Here is a 14,319-nt window from a genome sequence, read left to right as displayed (position 1 = left end):
CGCGCCGCACAGGAGCTCTATCGGCCTGTAGCCAGCCCCCAGGAGCTGGCGCAGTTCGGATTGTCGCCGGATGACTTCGACGAAAGCGACGAGCAGATGGAGCTTTGGCCCTGCAACTGGACGGCATTCATCGTCTTCGAGGCGATGAGCACCCAGTGGCGGGCTGGCATGTGTGGCGCAACAGGCCTGGACTACACCGCATTGCCGGTGGTGATGCAGATGTGCGGCGTAGCCGCTGGTGAGCAACCCGCGGTATTCGCGGATATCCGGGTGATGGAAGACGCTGCGCTGAAGGCCTTCCACGAGCAGAGGAAGTCGGGATGAGCAACTTCGCCGAACTGGGCATCAAGGTCGATTCGAGCCCGGCCGTAAAGGCGGCCGAGGACCTCGACAAGCTGGTCGACTCCGCCGATCAGGCCGAACAGGCAATCGACAACCTGTCCGACGCCAGCAAGGGCCTCGAGCAGGCCACCAAGGGAGTGTCGCGCGCGGAGGAGGACGCTGCCCGCAGTGTCGACAAGGCGGCCGGTGCGCGTGAACGCCAGGCTGCTGCCAGCCGGAAGGTATACGACAGTGCCGCTGGCGAGATATCCATCATCAGCCAGTTGGAACGGGCGCTCTCCGGCAACGTCGCCAACATCGACGATCTGATTCGCGCCGAGAGCTTGCTCGAGCGGGCGCGCAAGGCCGGCCTGACCACGCTGCAGGACGAAGCGCAGTATCAGGATCGCCTGGGTGCGGCCTATGACCGGTTGCAGAAAGCGGAAACCAAGGAGGCCGCCGAGAAGCAGCGCCTGGTCGCGGCGCAGAACCGTCAGATCGAAGCGATGCAACGCACGGTCAACAGCATCGATCCGGTGACCGCCGCGTTGGCCAGGCTTGAGAAGCAGGAAGCCGCGTTGCGTGGGCTGCGCGCCGCCGGCGGGCTGGATGACGCCGGATTGGCCGCAGGCCTGGAGAAGATCGCGGCGAAGCGGCGGGACATCGAAGGGACCGGCGGCGCGATCAACAAGCTCGGGCTGACCAGCAAGGAAGCGCGCGAGAACGTGTTGCAGTTGGGTAACGCCCTCTCCACCGGTAACTGGCGGGTCGCCGCCCACAACATCGCCGAGATCGGTGTGAACGCCGGCGGCGCCGCGCGCGGTGTTATCGGCGTCCTGGCCCCGATTGGGCTGCTGGCAGCGGCGATCGGTGGTGTGACTGCGGCGGCGTACCTGGGCAGCAAGGAACAGGGCGAATACAACAAGGCGCTGATCATGACCGGCAACTACGCTGGTACCAGCGCCTCTGGACTGGGCGAAATGGCGCGCCAAGTCAGCAATACGGTTGGCACGACCGGAGCTGCTGCCGAAGTGCTGGCCACCTTGGCAGGCAAGGGAGACCTGGCCAGCGAAAGCTTCGTTGCCATCACCCAGGCCGCGCTGTCGATGGAAGAGGCAACTGGCCGCGCGGTGGGGGATACCGTCGCCGAGTTCGTGAGGCTGGGAGAGGACCCTGTGAAGGCCTCGAAGGCCCTGAACGAGCAGTACAACTACCTCACCGTATCCGTCTACTCGCAGATCAAGGCGCTGGAGGAGCAGGGGGATCACGCCGGCGCGGTGAAGCTGGCGACTGAGGCCTACGCTGACGCAATCAACCAGCGGACCCCGAAGATTCTGGAGAACCTGGGTTGGATTGAGCGTGCTTGGGATGGAGTCGCACGTGCTGCGAAGCGCGCGTGGGATGATGCCAAGAGCATTGGTCGCCAGGACATCGACTCCCAGATCGCCGACGTGGAGCGGCGCCTTGCCCAGCTCGATCAAGGTGGTTTCGGCCTGGTCGGCAACCGCGACGAGAGCCGGAACCGCCTGCGCGAAGAGCTCGACATGCTCCGCGAGCGGAAGAAGGCGATGGAGGACGATGCCAGAACCGCCGGCGAGCGCGCTCGGGCTGAACAGGCCGCCCAGAATGCTATTGACCGGATCGACGCTCGTTCCAGGGCGGCGCTGACCAACCAGCAGAAGCGCGCCAAGGAGTTGGAGCAGTACAAGAAGGATCTACAGGCGATCCGCGAGGTGAACCCGAACGATGACCGCCTGCGGCAGGCGACCGTCGATCGCGAGATCGCCAACATCAACGCCAAGTACAAGGACCAGAAGGGAACCGCCGGTTCGGTGGACCTACGCGCGGCCAACGCTGCGAAGAACAGCTTGGCCGAGATCACCGCGACCTACCGTAACGCGCAAAAGGAATTGGAGGCATCCCAACGCGCAGGCGTGATCAGCGCGGAAAGCTACGCGCAGCAGCGCATCTCGATCATCCAGCAGGAGCGGGATGAGGTCACCCATGCCTACGAGCGTGAAATCGCAGCGCTGGAGGCTGCCAGGGCGAAGCAAGGAACCTCGGCAGCCCAGCGAATCCAACTCGACCAGAACATCGCCGACGCCAGGACTGCGTTGGTCAAGGCGCAGCAGGACGCAGATTCACAGCTTAACCAGATCGAACTCAGCGAGCAGGGGAGGCTTCGGCGACAGGAGCAGTCGGTGCAGCGCTACACGCAGGCGCTGCAGGCACAGGTCGATGCGTTGCGCCTGGAGGGCGAGCGCGCTGCGGCCGGTGTCAGCATGGGCGGACGAGAGCGGTCCCGCTTCGAGCAGTTGAACAGTCTCGACGACCGCTACAACCAGCAACTGATGGACCTGGAGAACCAGCGCTCCGATCCCAGTCGGCAAATGTCGGACGAGGAGTACGAGAAACGTCTGGCCGCGCTCAGAAAGGTGCATCAGGACCTGCGAGACACCGTGGTCAGCAACTACGACCAGATGACCGCTGCCCAGTCAGACTGGAGCAACGGAGCGAGCGGAGCCTGGAACGACTATCTCGAAAGCGCCAGGAATGTCGCAGGGCAGACACATGACCTGTTCACCAACGCCTTCCGCGCTATGGAGGATGCAGTCGCTACCTTCGCCACGACCGGCAAGTTGTCGTTCTCCGACTTCGCCAAGAGCATCCTGGCCGACATGGCGCGGATTGCAATGCGCGCCGCTGCTTCGCAGGCCCTTTCGTCCCTCTTCGGCGGCTTCTTCGGCGGTGGAAACGCTGCCGTGCAGTCGGGCGTCGACAACCTGGTGAGCAACAGTGGGCTGTTCGCCAACGGTGGCACGTTCGCCGGAGGCGTGCAGATGTTCGCCACCGGCGGGGCCTTCACCAACAGCGTGGTCAGCACGCCAACCGCGTTCGGCATGAGCGGCGGCCGCCTGGGTGTGATGGGCGAAGCGGGGCCAGAGGCAGTGATGCCGCTGACCAGAACCTCATCCGGCGCCCTCGGTGTGCGCGCTATGGGCGGCGGCGGTTCGCAGATCAACGTCGAGGTGAACATTGCCTCGGATGGTTCGGCCAACGTCTCCAGCAGCCAGCCTGGCCTGGACCAGTTCGGTCGCGACATCGGGACGTTCGTCGAGCAGAAATACCGACAACTCCTGGCGCGGGATCTGCGGCGTGACGGTGCGATCGGCCGGGCCATCAACGGGTAGAGCACATGGCAATCGAAACCTTCACTTGGGCCACCGAGAGCGGTGGCGAGGGCGACATAACCTTCGCCACCAGGTCCGCGCAATTCGGTGACGGCTACAAGCAGTTAGTGAGCGAAGGTCTGAACAGCAAGTCCCAGAGCTGGCCGGTGTCCATCACCGGGCCGGCGGCGACCATCAAGGCCGTGATGGACTTCCTGGACCGCCACACCGGAGCGCGTGCATTTCTCTGGACGCCGCCCCTGGGCGGCCTGGGCTTCTACACCTGTGCGGGCTACCGGCCCGTCAACCTCGGCGGCCGGGTCTACCGGTTGACCGCGACCTTTGAACAGGCATTCCATCCATGACACTGATCACCGATATCCAGAAGCTGGAGCCGGGCGGCGAGGTCGTGCTGTTCGAGCTCGACGGCAGCGACTTCGGCGCCGACGTGGTCCGGTTCCACGGTCACGCTATCCCGCACAGTCCGCAGGAACTGGCCGCTGCCGGCGCCAACGCCGACCAGTTGCCGGCGAAATCGATCTGGTGGCAGGGCCACGAATACGCGGCCTGGCCGGTGCAGATCGAGGGCATCGAGGCCAACAGCGATGGTACTGCGGCGCGGCCGAGCTTCACCGCCGGCAACGTCAATGGCCGGATTACGGCGCTCTGCCTGGCGTTCGAGGACCTGCTCCAGTTCCGCCTCACCATCCGGACGACGCTTGCGAAATATCTGGACGCGGCGAACTTCCCAGGCGGCAATCCCGACGCTGATCCCTCCCAGGAGATCGTCGAAATCTGGTACTTGGACCAGAAAACCAGCGAGGACGGCCAGTACGTGGCCTGGGAACTGGCCTCGCCAGGCGACGTTGGCGGCGAGCAGGTCGGCCGGCAGATGACCACCCTTTGCCACTGGGCGATGACGGGCGGGTACCGCGGGCCCGACTGCGGCTACACCGGCCCGTACTTCGACATCGACGGCAACCCCACCGATGATCCAGCCCGGGACGAGTGTGATGGCTGCCTGGGCACCGGTTGCATCCCGCGCTTCGGTGAAGGGAACCAACTGCCCTTCGGCGGCTTCCCTGCCGTCTCGATCATCGCCAGGAGCTGACCATGCTCAAGCACATCCTGTCTGCCGTGCAGAAGCATGCCGCGGCAGAGTATCCGCGCGAGTGCTGCGGACTGATCATCCGTTCTGGCCGGAGCCAGCGATACGTTCCCTGCGAAAACACCGCTACCGACGCCGGCGAAGAGTTCCGCATCGCACCGAAGGCGTATGCCGAGGCAGAGGACCAGGGCGAGATCGTCGCCGTGGTGCACAGCCATCCCGATGCCGCCAGCCGACCGAGTGCCGCAGACGTCGCTATGTGCAACGCCTCGGGCCTGACATGGCACATCCTGAGTTGGCCGGAGGGCGACTTGCGTACCATCGAGCCCGTCGACCAGGTGCCGCTGCTCGGGCGCGCCTTCGTGCATGGGGTGCAGGACTGCTGGCAGGTCTGCGCCGACTGGTACCAGCGGGAGTGGGGCATCGAGTTCCCGCACTTCGAGCGTGCCGATGGCTGGTGGGAGCGGGCAGACGGTCCGAGCCTCTACGAGCAGCAGTTCGAGGCTGCAGGATTCGTCCGGGTGGATCGGCCGCAGCGCGGCGACATGATCGTGATGGCGGTGGGGCGCACCGCGCATCCGAACCACGCCGGGATCTACCTGGGCGACGATCCGTCGCTGCCGGGCGAGGAGACCAAAGTTTTCGGCGCTGGCCCGTTCCTGTTGCACCACCTGTACGGAAAGCCCAGCGAGATCATCGTCTACGGCGGTAACTGGCACGAGCGGGCTCGCCTAGTGCTGCGCCACAAAGACTCAAGAACAAGCTGAGCGGCCTGGCCGCAGGAGGATGTCATGTGTGAAGTCTACGAGCTGCGCATTTTTAACTTACTGGGATCTGCAGAAATTGCGCTGCAGAAGGAGTCCCAGATGGTGCGAGTAGAGCGACTCATTGGCAAGGTCAGCGGAGGTCCGGGTTATCGCCGTTTAGTTTGCGGCGAGCCCGGCCTCACGGCAGTTCTGAAGTCAGGACAGTGCTCCTTCGGCTTCTCGTTGGTAGAGCCGAAGGAGGCTCGGATTAATCTGTCGGAGGGGTGAGGCCGCCGACGAAGTTATCGGTGCCCACCTGATGCGAGCCGTACTCGACTGCGAACCCGACGCCACGTGACGCAGCTTCCGCTAGGGCAGTGGCTTCAGAGGCGTAAATATCCACGAACCTCCAAGGAGAGCTTTGGACAACTGCCCAGCCCAGAACCCATCCAAGATTGTCGGGGTCTTTGGGGAGATTTTGCACAAGACTTCTGATTCCCATTTCAACCTCGTTCCATCAGTCACGGTTGTCTTTGGTGATTATGAATTTCGAGCCCTGTTCAGCATCTGGCCGGTATTCGTAATGGACCGGGCTGTCATTACGTTCAAAGTGATGCTTCACTATGCCCGAGTACTTATTGCCTTCGATGCTGGAAACCGTGTTAGTGGTGGGCGCAGAAAGCAGCATCTCCGCATCGTCTGCATCAAACGATCGACGAATTGCGGCAGCTTTTTCCTTGTCAAAGTCTTCGCTCAGGTTATGAGGAATGAATAGATGCTTGACCATTTGACCTCCTAGGTCTTGATCGCCCCAGTCCATGGGCTTTCCGGCAACGGTCCGGGGCAGTTCGTTGGGAGGCACAACGCTACTACGCCCAGACCCAGGCCATGTACTGGCTTTCCGTCCAGGGTAGATGGGTGGACAGGCAGCGATAATGGGTTGCGCCTAAAAATCTCTGCTAATCTCCCTATGCTGTTGTTCATACGGTACTTGCCAACTAAGGAAAGGGAGGCGCTATGTCGAACTCAGAAGATGAGCTCCGTTATGCTCGTGCGATGGTCTGGATTAACAATGTTTTTGGCGGTGGAGTAGTTCCTCACAGAGAGTTTTCACCTGAAGAGTTGATATCTGAGGAATTTTCTTCGTCAGCTCTGGAATCATTTAACTCAGTTAGTAACAGTCTTGCTTCGGAAGATATTAAGGTTGATGATAAATTTGCTAATATCGTCAACTTTAAGTCTAGCGCTTTTAGGTCTGTAAAAATAACGCTTGTTAATAGAAGTCCATATAGTTTGGTATTATTCAAGCACAGCTTGGAGCATAGTAATTGGATGGGTGGGTCTCTACCGCCAGAGTCTATCGCTCCAGGCCAAGCCGTTGCCTGGGGGCTGAGTCAAACGGTTTAGCGGTTGGCACTGAAGGATGGGTTGAGTATCTGATATGTGGTGATTATAAGAATGCCGGTCCCCAGAATATGAAAATGTCGTTCAAAGTATATTGGGATAATCCGGCAGCTGGTTCCAATTCTTGTCGTCACTCATGGCCATTAGGAGACGCAAGCCATCCTATCTGGAACAAAGTCTCGTTGAAGGATCCGGATCCTGACAGCATTAGCGGGAATGATTGCAAGATGCAATGGATCTTCCAGTACGAAGGCTAACCAGCAGTATAGAGCCCAGCCCCGCGCTGGGCTTTTTGCGTCTGGCGTCGGGTTGCCACTACATCTGAGTCTTTCGAGGCTGGAATGATCCTCTGCCGTACTTATCAAGCATGAGGTGGAGAAAATCCAACCCGGCAGCGAGCTGCTCTTCGCGGGATAGGGTAGGCAGATTCTGAAACGCTGTGCTCGCCCTCTGAGTAAAGTCATGATCTGCACCGAGCTTGCTTGGGTTGAGCGCTATGTACCAGACCTGAAAGGCCTGCATAGTCGTAGTCAAAGGACCACCTAACTCACCGCAATCTAGAGTTGCGATGAAAATCAGCTCTTCGTTCTCGCTTTCCTCAAAAGAAAGCTGCTCATGTGGGTCGCGGTCAGCGTGCTTCAAGAAGTTCTGCGCGTTATGAATGACGGCGAGCGCCTCTTTTCGATTAAGCCCCGAGCTCTCGATGAGCTCCGAACGCCAAGACTCGTTCGGTTTCTGATGCTCCACAAGATCAGCGAACAAGCCGAAAGCAGCCGCGGCAAGGGTGCGAACTGCCAGGGGGTCATGATCGGCCAGGAGCAGGCCTATCGCTTCATCCAGCTGGCGTGAGGCTGCTTCAAATTTCGAGCATGTGACCTGCATTCGGATTGTCCTCTAGCTCAGAAGGCGACCGTCGTTTGGCCGGTGGGGTCAAATAAGGCGACGACCACGACGTTTGATCTTATTTCTGGCTTTTAAGATATCTCCAACTCGAGTAGAAGCTGCTAACCATGCAAATTCGAAGACAAGAAGTGGCATACCTGTCAATGAAGCATACATTATGGCAAGCGGATAGCTTTTGTGAACTTGAGGAGGGGCAAATACGAAACTCACAATACATGCTGCGGTGCTTGCCATAAATGCGCCTAGCAACAAATAGCTAAGCACGATTTCCCGGTTGACTTTAGCGCTATCAAACCTGATTGATTTAATCCGGATTAGTCGTTTACAGCGTTTCGCTCGATAAATTCTTCTAATTCGGCCTCTGGTGTTCTCAAACCATGAAGGAGCGCGCATGCGCATCCAGCGGTAAATACTTGGCATCCAGCCTACGGTGCCAGAGACTGCTGCTCCGACCCAGAACTGTGGATTAGTAAGCCATTCATCCATAAAGTTGATCCATCAAAAAAAGCTGAAGAAGATGAAAGATTGGACGGGAAGGGTTTGTGCTGGCTCAAAGAGCCCGGCGCTTGGCCGGGCTTGGGGTTATTGCTTCCTGAGCAGCTCCACCAGCTTTTCATAGGCGCCGGGAATGTCCTGCTCTAGTTTGGCGAGTATGGTGGAATCGGCATCAAGCCTATCCTTCAGTCCCTGGGCAAGGATCAGCTGTACCGCAGCGTCGAATGAGACGCCTTCCTTCTTGGCGAACTCGTGGATCTTGGCTTCATGCTCTGCTGAAATGTTGAGGCTGATTTTCCGGCCTTGTGTATCGGGCAGCTCTTCTGAGAATTCGTCTTCCTCAACTCCGGCCCGCTTCCTCAGTAGCTCTTCTGTGGTTATGCCGAGCTCCTCCGCTTCCGCTTCGAATCGGGCTAGCTCATCGTCGCTGAGCTCAATTTCCACTTCAATGGTGGTTTTCTTGAGTTCGGGCATCAGGTCAAAGGCGTCCATCTTCAGTGCGCGGGCGAGCTTAAGGGCTCCGCTGAGGCGCGGCGTTGAGCGTCCAGTCTCGTACCTAGCTATTTGCACCAAGCTGATGCCGGCAGCATCGGCCAGTTCTTTTTGGGTCAGGCCCATTTCAGCGCGCGCCCAAGCGAGGCGCTCAGGAAACTCTCGTGTGTCAGTCATAGCGTGCCGTTTTGCAAGGTTCAATATCATTGTACCAGAGAAGAAATGATGTCATGAGACATAGCTTGACATTCATAGGTAAGTGACATTAAATGACATTCAACGACACGCAAGCACATGGAGGGATGTGATGAGAAAGGCAGAGGCAAAGGTGCAGACGGTTTTGAGGCTGGCCCCGGCCATGCGTGAGTGGTTGCTTGGGGAGGCTGATTCGAACGGGCGCACCATCAACGGCGAGGTCATCTATCGCCTGAAAAAGATGATGGAAGAGGAGACGCAGAATGAGCAAAAACAGCGGGCATGAAAAAGCCCCAGTGCTGGCAGGCGCTGAGGCTTTGGATAACGTCAATCGGTCTAGGAAAAACGTCATGAGCGATAATAGCACAAACGTAATCCCTTTCAATTTTGGCAAGCAGCAGGTTCGTACGCTGCTGATCGACGGCGATCCTTGGTTCGTCGCTGCCGACATCGCGGCAGCTCTCCAATACCGCGATTCGTTCAACATGTGCCGAAACCTCGACGAGGACGAAAAGGGTACTCAGATTGTGAGTACCCTCGGTGGAGCCCAGGAAATGCTGGCGATCAACGAGTCTGGCCTATACGCGGCCATCCTGCGTAGTCGCAAGCAAGAGGCGAAGCTCTTCAAGAAGTGGGTAACCGGCGAAGTGCTCCCAGCCATCCGCAAGACCGGTCGCTACGACGACCAGCAGGGCCGCCTGGTAACTCTGATTGGCCAAACTATCGGCACCGACGGCTTCCACTGCCTGGCTGCCGTCGTCGATGGCAAGGTGCGGCACCTGCCGTCGGCGATTCGCCGAGGCGCCAAGAACCACATCTGGAGCCAGGTGCATAAGGCGTTCAGCGTCGTGACCGCCGAGGATATTCCGGCCGACCGGCTCGACAGCGCGCGGAACTTCATCGCCGCCTACGCCTTGGAAGGCGAGTGGCTGCCGAAGGATAGAGCCGCGTCGGCCGTCGACACCTGCTCGTGGTCGAACATCGCGTTTCTGGTCGACTGCGTGGAGAAGTGCTGGAAGATCGTTGAGAGCCGTCGCCTGGCCACTCACCTGAGCGGGCTCGGTTGTAATGCTGGCGTCGAGTTGGCGGGCTTTCTGTGGGATGGGCTGGGTTCCGCAGCGCACGTGAGGAAGCACTGTGCCAAGCAACTGAACTGGTCGACGCGGGCTTCGGCATGAGCATGGAACTGCTCATCCTAGGGTATGGGCCGTAAACGGCATGGAGAGGGCGCCTTCAGGCGCCCTCTCTGTTTCTGCCGAATGAGCCCTGGGTCTTGATGCTGGCTATTTGGTATCCTCCGCCACAATTATATTGTGGAGAGTCGTATGGATGCCGACGAAAAGAAATGCCCCTTCTGCGCTGAAGTAATCAAGGCTGAAGCGATTAAGTGCAGGTACTGTGGCGAAGCACTTAATGAGGAAGTAGGGCTGCCGCAAAATCTTCAAAAGCCCACTATGGGGGCAGCAAAAAAAGTCCTGATCTGTTTAGTGCTGCTACCAATAGGTGCTCTGTGTAGTGGTCTACTGATCCCGGACACCGATTTAGGCGAGAATCCTCGCCGTGAGAGAGGTGTCTGATGAGCAAGCAACGACGTACGTTTTCCGCCGAGTTCAAACGAGAGGCCGCGGCCCTGGTGTTGGACCAAGGCTACAGCCATATCGACGCCTGCCGTTCGCTGGGGGTGGTGGATTCGGCCTTGCGCCGTTGGGTGAAGCAGCTCGAGGCGGAGCGCCAGGGTGTGACCCCGAAGAGCAAGGCGTTGACGCCTGAGCAGCAAAAGATCCAGGAGCTGGAAGCCCGGATCAACCGATTGGAGCGGGAGAAAGCGATATTAAAAAAGGCTACCGCTCTCTTGATGTCGGACGAACTCGATCGTACGCGCTGATAGACCAGTTGAGTGAGCAGGAGTCGGTGGAAGTGGTCTGTTCAGCTTTCGATGTGGCGCGGTCTTGCTACTACGTCCACCGTCTTCGACGGCGGCGTGTCGATGCTCGCCGCGTGGCGCTACGCAGCCAAGTCAACCAGTTGTTCAGCCAGAGTCGGGGCTCGGCCGGCAGCCGCAGCATTCTGGGCATGCTGCGCGAAGAGGGCGTGACCATCGGCCGTTTCCGAGTGCGTCGGTTGATGCGTGAGCTGGGCCTGGTCAGCAAGCAACCGGGCTCGCACGCCTACAAACAGGCCACGGTTGAGCGGCCGGATATCCCGAATCGGCTGAACCGCAAATTCGCGACCGAGCATCCCAATCAGGTGTGGTGTGGCGACATCACCTACGTCTGGGCGCAAGGCCGTTGGCACTACCTGGCCGCGGTGCTGGATCTGCATACCCGGCGGGTGATCGGCTGGGCGTTCTCGGCCAAGCCGGATGCCGAACTGGTGATCAAGGCCCTGGACATGGCCTACGAACAGCGCGGCAGGCCACAGCAGGTGCTGTTCCATTCAGACCAGGGCAGCCAGTACGCCAGCCGCCTGTTTCGGCAACGGCTCTGGCGCTATCGGATGCAGCAGAGCATGAGCCGTCGTGGGAATTGCTGGGATAACTCGCCGATGGAGCGCCTGTTCCGCAGTCTGAAGTCGGAGTGGGTCCCGTCAACGGGTTACCTGACGGCGCAGGAGGCCCAACGGGACATCAGTCATTACTTGATGCACCGCTACAACTGGATCAGGCCGCATCAATTCAACGACGGGTTACCACCTGCGGTGGCCGAAGAAAAACTCAACCCACTGTCCGGGATGGGTTGACCACTACACCATTCACCCAGCATCTCCTTCGACGGATCTTGCCTATCTCGCAGCCGACGTCCACCAGTGCGCCTTAGAACTCTCGGCTTTCAGAGGGGAGAACAGGCTACTTCGTCTTTAGGGACAGTCTGAAAAAGACTTTCTGATTTTGGCAAAATAGCCGAACGCCACCCACCGAGTTTTCTGATGAAGCAGATGACCTTCGCCGATGCCGAGTACGCCGGCAAGCGCAAGCAGACCCGCAAAGAGCTGTTCCTGATCGAGATGGATCGGGTGGTGCCGTGGAAGGGGTTGATTGCCCTGATCGAGCCGCATTACCCCAAGGGTGAAGGTGGCCGTCCGGCGTACCCGTTGATGGCAATGCTGCGGGTTCATCTAATGCAAAACTGGTTCGGTTATAGCGATCCAGCGATGGAGGAGGCACTGTACGAGACCACCATCCTGCGGCAGTTCGCGGGGCTGAGCCTGGAGCGTATCCCCGACGAAACCACCATCCTCAACTTCCGTCGCCTGCTGGAGAAACACGAACTGGCTGCTGGCATCCTGGCCGTGATCAATGGCTACCTGGGTGACCGTGGCCTGTCGCTGCGCCAAGGCACCATCGTCGATGCCACGCTGATCAATGCGCCGAGTTCGACCAAGAACAAAGACGGCAAGCGCGACCCAGAGATGCACCAGACCAAGAAGGGCAACCAGTATTACTTTGGCATGAAGGCCCACATCGGCGTCGATGACGAATCGGGCCTGGTGCATAGCGTGGTAGGTACGGCGGCTAACGTGGCGGACGTCACCCAGGTCGACAAGTTGCTGCATGGCGAGGAAAACGTGGTCTGCGCCGATGCGGGTTATACCGGCGTCGAGAAGCGTGCCGAGCATGATGGCCGCGAAGTGATTTGGCAGGTGGCAGCACGGCGCAGCACTTACAAAAAGCTGGGCAAGAGCAGCGCGCTGTACAAAGCCAGACGCAAGATCGAGAAAGCCAAGGCTCAGGTACGGGCCAAGGTTGAGCACCCGTTTAGGGTGATCAAGCGGCAGTTCGGTTATGTGAAGACGCGCTTCCGTGGCTTGGCCAAGAATACTGCGCAACTGGTGACGCTGTTCGCGTTGTCGAACCTGTGGATGGCACGCCGACATTTGCTGACCAATGCAGGAGAGGTGCGCCTGTAATGCAGGAAATGGCCGCCGCGAGGTGTTCTCGGCGGCTAGAAACACCGAAATGAGCTGGTTATCTGATCGTTTTTGATCGGTTTGCCGCTTTCAAAATCGGCGGAGGCTGAAGTCAGCCGGAAATGCATGGCTACTTCAGACCATCCTTAGGAAAATTCTCAATTGAATTGATAATTACTCGTGTTTAACGTGTTGTGAAATATGATGCAAGTAGGGGAATGAGAAATGAGTAAGGCACCTCTAAATCTAGTTTCTACTACGATCTACGGCGACAACACCTCTATAGATGGGCTTGGAGATCCTGCTGGAGGTGGCACTGGAAAGGGAAGGCGTGTTCCTGGTGTCGAGGCTAGCGAATATCCATTTCTACAAGTCATGCAGGAAGAGTCAATTGTTCGTAGTGGAATTGAAAAAGATGGATACCCAGAGGTCAAGAAGAAAACAGAGAGTAAGATGAGGTCCGCTGCTGCCAAAGCGCGCAAGGCAGCGAGAGATAAATGGTGCTAGGGGCGCTGCCGCAGGATTGTCGGAGCAGATCTTATTGAGAGCGGCAGGTGCTACTCAGACTCTAGCAGGAACCTCTGATAAAGATTTTGGGGCTTGGTGGGCGGGTACTCCGTATGGCGACAATCCCGTTGATCAGATATGGATTAAGGCGGGAATAGACTATGCGAAGTCGAAAGGGTACTAATTTTGCTCTGATAGGGCTCTCGTGTTTGGCTCTGGGGTTGTTTGGTTATATATATTTCACTTCGCCAAGTATGCCTTCTCCAGCAAGGATTGTCTCTGTTAAAGTGGTTGGAAATGGCGGGGCTATATACGAGGTCCTATATGTCTCTGGTGGGGCTACAGTTCCGTTTGTCTATCGCTATTTTTTGATGGAGTTTCAGACTGATGATGCTGAGGCTCTGAAGAAGCTGAGAGGTGCAGAGCCCTTTCTGGTAACGAAGAGTCCTAATGCTGTGCGTGAAATTCATGGTGATCGAGCAGATTTGTATGTCACGGATACTATCTATAAGTATAGGAGTCAGGGATTCTTTATTATCGAAGGGCGACTGGTACCCATTAGGTTCAACCTGAAGGCTACCATGCCTTGACAAATGAAGCGCCGTCACCGCAGGGATGGGAGTGTGGTGGCGAAGTTTTTGTGCTTTAGGATGCAGCAGTCCCTGGTCACATAGGAGTTCCAACACCTCTGCTGGACACCATTCCCTGCCTGCTGAAAGCGCGACTCCCATTATGCGTAGCTGGTCGAGTATCGTTGCCTGTGCCATATCGTCGGTGGCGAGCAATTCCAACTGTCTACCATGGGCGTCCGAGAACCCAAGACCTTCCAGCGAGGCTCGTATGCTGTTAGCCAATCGCTCGATGCGGATGACATCCCCATCAGCCTTCTTGACATAGGCTGCGACCGTTTTTCAGTCACTGACAAAACCTCCGTAATATAGTGCTTACACCTGGTACATCTGGAAACTCTCCGAAGAGACTGGCGTGGCCTCAATGCGCGCGGGACCCACTCTTCCGGATGTGCACGTTTCCCGAGCCTGGCCTGCCAGACAACGCCGCTCCCAATGCCTGG

The 14,319-nt window shown here is 58.3% G+C and carries 18 protein-coding genes; 14 read left to right on the top strand and 4 right to left on the bottom strand.

The window, feature by feature from the left end; all coding sequences use genetic code 11:
* Nucleotides 1-60: 60 nt before the first annotated feature.
* The 6 genes from M6E97_RS06890 to M6E97_RS06865 are packed head-to-tail and all read left to right on the top strand — an operon-like array spanning nucleotide 61 to nucleotide 5,633.
* On the top strand, nucleotides 61-324 hold the full coding sequence (locus M6E97_RS06890) for a DUF1799 domain-containing protein (protein WP_049246843.1): 264 nt from the start codon (nucleotides 61-63) through the stop codon (nucleotides 322-324).
* Nucleotides 321-3,512: a phage tail tape measure protein gene (locus tag M6E97_RS06885; RefSeq protein WP_034008239.1), complete on the top strand. Its 3,192-nt coding sequence runs from the start codon at nucleotides 321-323 to the stop codon at nucleotides 3,510-3,512. The genes M6E97_RS06890 and M6E97_RS06885 overlap by 4 nt, the downstream gene beginning before the upstream one ends.
* A gap of 5 nt (nucleotides 3,513-3,517) precedes the next feature.
* Nucleotides 3,518-3,856, top strand: a complete 339-nt coding sequence (locus tag M6E97_RS06880) for a phage tail protein (protein ID WP_012075340.1) — start codon at nucleotides 3,518-3,520, stop codon at nucleotides 3,854-3,856.
* On the top strand, nucleotides 3,853-4,602 hold the full coding sequence (locus tag M6E97_RS06875) for a phage minor tail protein L (RefSeq protein ID WP_033946795.1): 750 nt from the start codon (nucleotides 3,853-3,855) through the stop codon (nucleotides 4,600-4,602). Before M6E97_RS06880 ends, M6E97_RS06875 begins: the two co-directional genes overlap by 4 nt.
* A gap of 2 nt (nucleotides 4,603-4,604) precedes the next feature.
* Complete coding sequence (locus M6E97_RS06870; protein ID WP_003160548.1) at nucleotides 4,605-5,366, top strand: C40 family peptidase; 762 nt, start codon at nucleotides 4,605-4,607, stop codon at nucleotides 5,364-5,366.
* A gap of 24 nt (nucleotides 5,367-5,390) precedes the next feature.
* Nucleotides 5,391-5,633, top strand: a complete 243-nt coding sequence (locus tag M6E97_RS06865) for a hypothetical protein (RefSeq protein WP_023115890.1) — start codon at nucleotides 5,391-5,393, stop codon at nucleotides 5,631-5,633.
* 229 nt (nucleotides 5,634-5,862) lie between these two features.
* Here M6E97_RS06865 and M6E97_RS06855 read toward each other — a convergent pair whose 3' ends face one another.
* Nucleotides 5,863-6,165 (bottom strand): hypothetical protein, encoded by a 303-nt coding sequence (locus tag M6E97_RS06855; RefSeq protein ID WP_023911946.1) that lies wholly within the window; start codon nucleotides 6,163-6,165, stop codon nucleotides 5,863-5,865.
* 197 nt (nucleotides 6,166-6,362) lie between these two features.
* Here M6E97_RS06855 and M6E97_RS06850 point away from each other — a divergent pair, with 197 nt between their 5' ends.
* Complete coding sequence (locus M6E97_RS06850) at nucleotides 6,363-6,752, top strand: hypothetical protein (protein WP_124123655.1); 390 nt, start codon at nucleotides 6,363-6,365, stop codon at nucleotides 6,750-6,752.
* A 312-nt stretch (nucleotides 6,753-7,064) separates the two neighbouring features.
* Here M6E97_RS06850 and M6E97_RS06845 read toward each other — a convergent pair whose 3' ends face one another.
* From M6E97_RS06845 to M6E97_RS06835, 3 genes are all read right to left on the bottom strand, one after another.
* Nucleotides 7,065-7,631 (bottom strand): hypothetical protein, encoded by a 567-nt coding sequence (locus M6E97_RS06845; protein ID WP_034008237.1) that lies wholly within the window; start codon nucleotides 7,629-7,631, stop codon nucleotides 7,065-7,067.
* Nucleotides 7,632-7,679: 48 nt separating this feature from the next.
* Nucleotides 7,680-8,138, bottom strand: coding sequence for a hypothetical protein (locus tag M6E97_RS06840; RefSeq protein WP_124081071.1), 459 nt, complete (start codon nucleotides 8,136-8,138; stop codon nucleotides 7,680-7,682).
* A gap of 96 nt (nucleotides 8,139-8,234) precedes the next feature.
* Entirely contained in the window at nucleotides 8,235-8,816 is a 582-nt protein-coding gene (locus M6E97_RS06835; RefSeq protein ID WP_049311437.1) for a helix-turn-helix transcriptional regulator, read from the bottom strand.
* A 130-nt stretch (nucleotides 8,817-8,946) separates the two neighbouring features.
* On the opposite strand from M6E97_RS06835, the gene M6E97_RS06830 reads away from it, so the two are divergent.
* The 7 genes from M6E97_RS06830 (at nucleotide 8,947) to M6E97_RS06800 (ending at nucleotide 13,431) form a co-directional block, all read left to right on the top strand.
* Nucleotides 8,947-9,120, top strand: a complete 174-nt coding sequence (locus M6E97_RS06830) for an Arc family DNA-binding protein (RefSeq protein ID WP_023115894.1) — start codon at nucleotides 8,947-8,949, stop codon at nucleotides 9,118-9,120.
* The gene (locus tag M6E97_RS06825) at nucleotides 9,098-10,012 is read left to right on the top strand and encodes a Bro-N domain-containing protein (protein ID WP_023115895.1); all 915 of its coding nucleotides are present in this window, start codon (nucleotides 9,098-9,100) and stop codon (nucleotides 10,010-10,012) included. Before M6E97_RS06830 ends, M6E97_RS06825 begins: the two co-directional genes overlap by 23 nt.
* A gap of 147 nt (nucleotides 10,013-10,159) precedes the next feature.
* Nucleotides 10,160-10,411, top strand: a complete 252-nt coding sequence (locus tag M6E97_RS06820; RefSeq protein WP_071534431.1) for a hypothetical protein — start codon at nucleotides 10,160-10,162, stop codon at nucleotides 10,409-10,411.
* Nucleotides 10,411-11,573, top strand: a protein-coding gene (locus M6E97_RS06815; protein ID WP_087920907.1) for an IS3-like element IS222 family transposase whose coding sequence is annotated in 2 segments (ribosomal slippage) — nucleotides 10,411-10,666 and nucleotides 10,666-11,573 — 1,164 coding nt in all. Because the reading frame shifts where the segments join, the coding sequence is not laid out codon by codon here. Before M6E97_RS06820 ends, M6E97_RS06815 begins: the two co-directional genes overlap by 1 nt.
* A gap of 186 nt (nucleotides 11,574-11,759) precedes the next feature.
* Nucleotides 11,760-12,740, top strand: a complete 981-nt coding sequence (locus M6E97_RS06810; RefSeq protein WP_014595514.1) for an IS5-like element ISPst7 family transposase — start codon at nucleotides 11,760-11,762, stop codon at nucleotides 12,738-12,740.
* A gap of 225 nt (nucleotides 12,741-12,965) precedes the next feature.
* The gene (locus tag M6E97_RS06805) at nucleotides 12,966-13,247 is read left to right on the top strand and encodes a hypothetical protein (protein WP_123809176.1); all 282 of its coding nucleotides are present in this window, start codon (nucleotides 12,966-12,968) and stop codon (nucleotides 13,245-13,247) included.
* 16 nt (nucleotides 13,248-13,263) lie between these two features.
* Nucleotides 13,264-13,431, top strand: coding sequence for a polymorphic toxin type 44 domain-containing protein (locus M6E97_RS06800; RefSeq protein WP_305955451.1), 168 nt, complete (start codon nucleotides 13,264-13,266; stop codon nucleotides 13,429-13,431).
* Nucleotides 13,432-14,319: the final 888 nt, after the last annotated feature.

The sequence above is a fragment of the Pseudomonas sp. B111 genome (assembly GCF_026428275.1).
In the GTDB taxonomy this organism is placed as follows: domain Bacteria; phylum Pseudomonadota; class Gammaproteobacteria; order Pseudomonadales; family Pseudomonadaceae; genus Pseudomonas; species Pseudomonas aeruginosa.
The sequence above is the reverse complement of the archived record's forward strand: the minus strand, read 5'-3'. Positions and strand labels throughout refer to the sequence as shown.

Bases quoted from the DNA above. Each gene is read 5' to 3' on its own strand.
- M6E97_RS06825 (WP_023115895.1), top strand. From the start codon at position 9,098: ATGAGCAAAAACAGCGGGCATGAAAAAGCCCCAGTGCTGGCAGGCGCT.
- M6E97_RS06820 (WP_071534431.1), top strand. From the start codon at position 10,160: ATGGATGCCGACGAAAAGAAATGCCCCTTCTGCGCTGAAGTAATCAAG.
- M6E97_RS06865 (WP_023115890.1), top strand. From the start codon at position 5,391: ATGTGTGAAGTCTACGAGCTGCGCATTTTTAACTTACTGGGATCTGCA.
- M6E97_RS06810 (WP_014595514.1), top strand. From the start codon at position 11,760: ATGAAGCAGATGACCTTCGCCGATGCCGAGTACGCCGGCAAGCGCAAG.
- M6E97_RS06835 (WP_049311437.1), bottom strand. From the start codon at position 8,816: ATGACTGACACACGAGAGTTTCCTGAGCGCCTCGCTTGGGCGCGCGCT.
- M6E97_RS06840 (WP_124081071.1), bottom strand. From the start codon at position 8,138: ATGGATGAATGGCTTACTAATCCACAGTTCTGGGTCGGAGCAGCAGTC.
- M6E97_RS06830 (WP_023115894.1), top strand. From the start codon at position 8,947: ATGAGAAAGGCAGAGGCAAAGGTGCAGACGGTTTTGAGGCTGGCCCCG.
- M6E97_RS06855 (WP_023911946.1), bottom strand. From the start codon at position 6,165: ATGGACTGGGGCGATCAAGACCTAGGAGGTCAAATGGTCAAGCATCTA.
- M6E97_RS06870 (WP_003160548.1), top strand. From the start codon at position 4,605: ATGCTCAAGCACATCCTGTCTGCCGTGCAGAAGCATGCCGCGGCAGAG.
- M6E97_RS06845 (WP_034008237.1), bottom strand. From the start codon at position 7,631: ATGCAGGTCACATGCTCGAAATTTGAAGCAGCCTCACGCCAGCTGGAT.
- M6E97_RS06850 (WP_124123655.1), top strand. From the start codon at position 6,363: ATGTCGAACTCAGAAGATGAGCTCCGTTATGCTCGTGCGATGGTCTGG.
- M6E97_RS06880 (WP_012075340.1), top strand. From the start codon at position 3,518: ATGGCAATCGAAACCTTCACTTGGGCCACCGAGAGCGGTGGCGAGGGC.
- M6E97_RS06875 (WP_033946795.1), top strand. From the start codon at position 3,853: ATGACACTGATCACCGATATCCAGAAGCTGGAGCCGGGCGGCGAGGTC.
- M6E97_RS06805 (WP_123809176.1), top strand. From the start codon at position 12,966: ATGAGTAAGGCACCTCTAAATCTAGTTTCTACTACGATCTACGGCGAC.
- M6E97_RS06885 (WP_034008239.1), top strand. From the start codon at position 321: ATGAGCAACTTCGCCGAACTGGGCATCAAGGTCGATTCGAGCCCGGCC.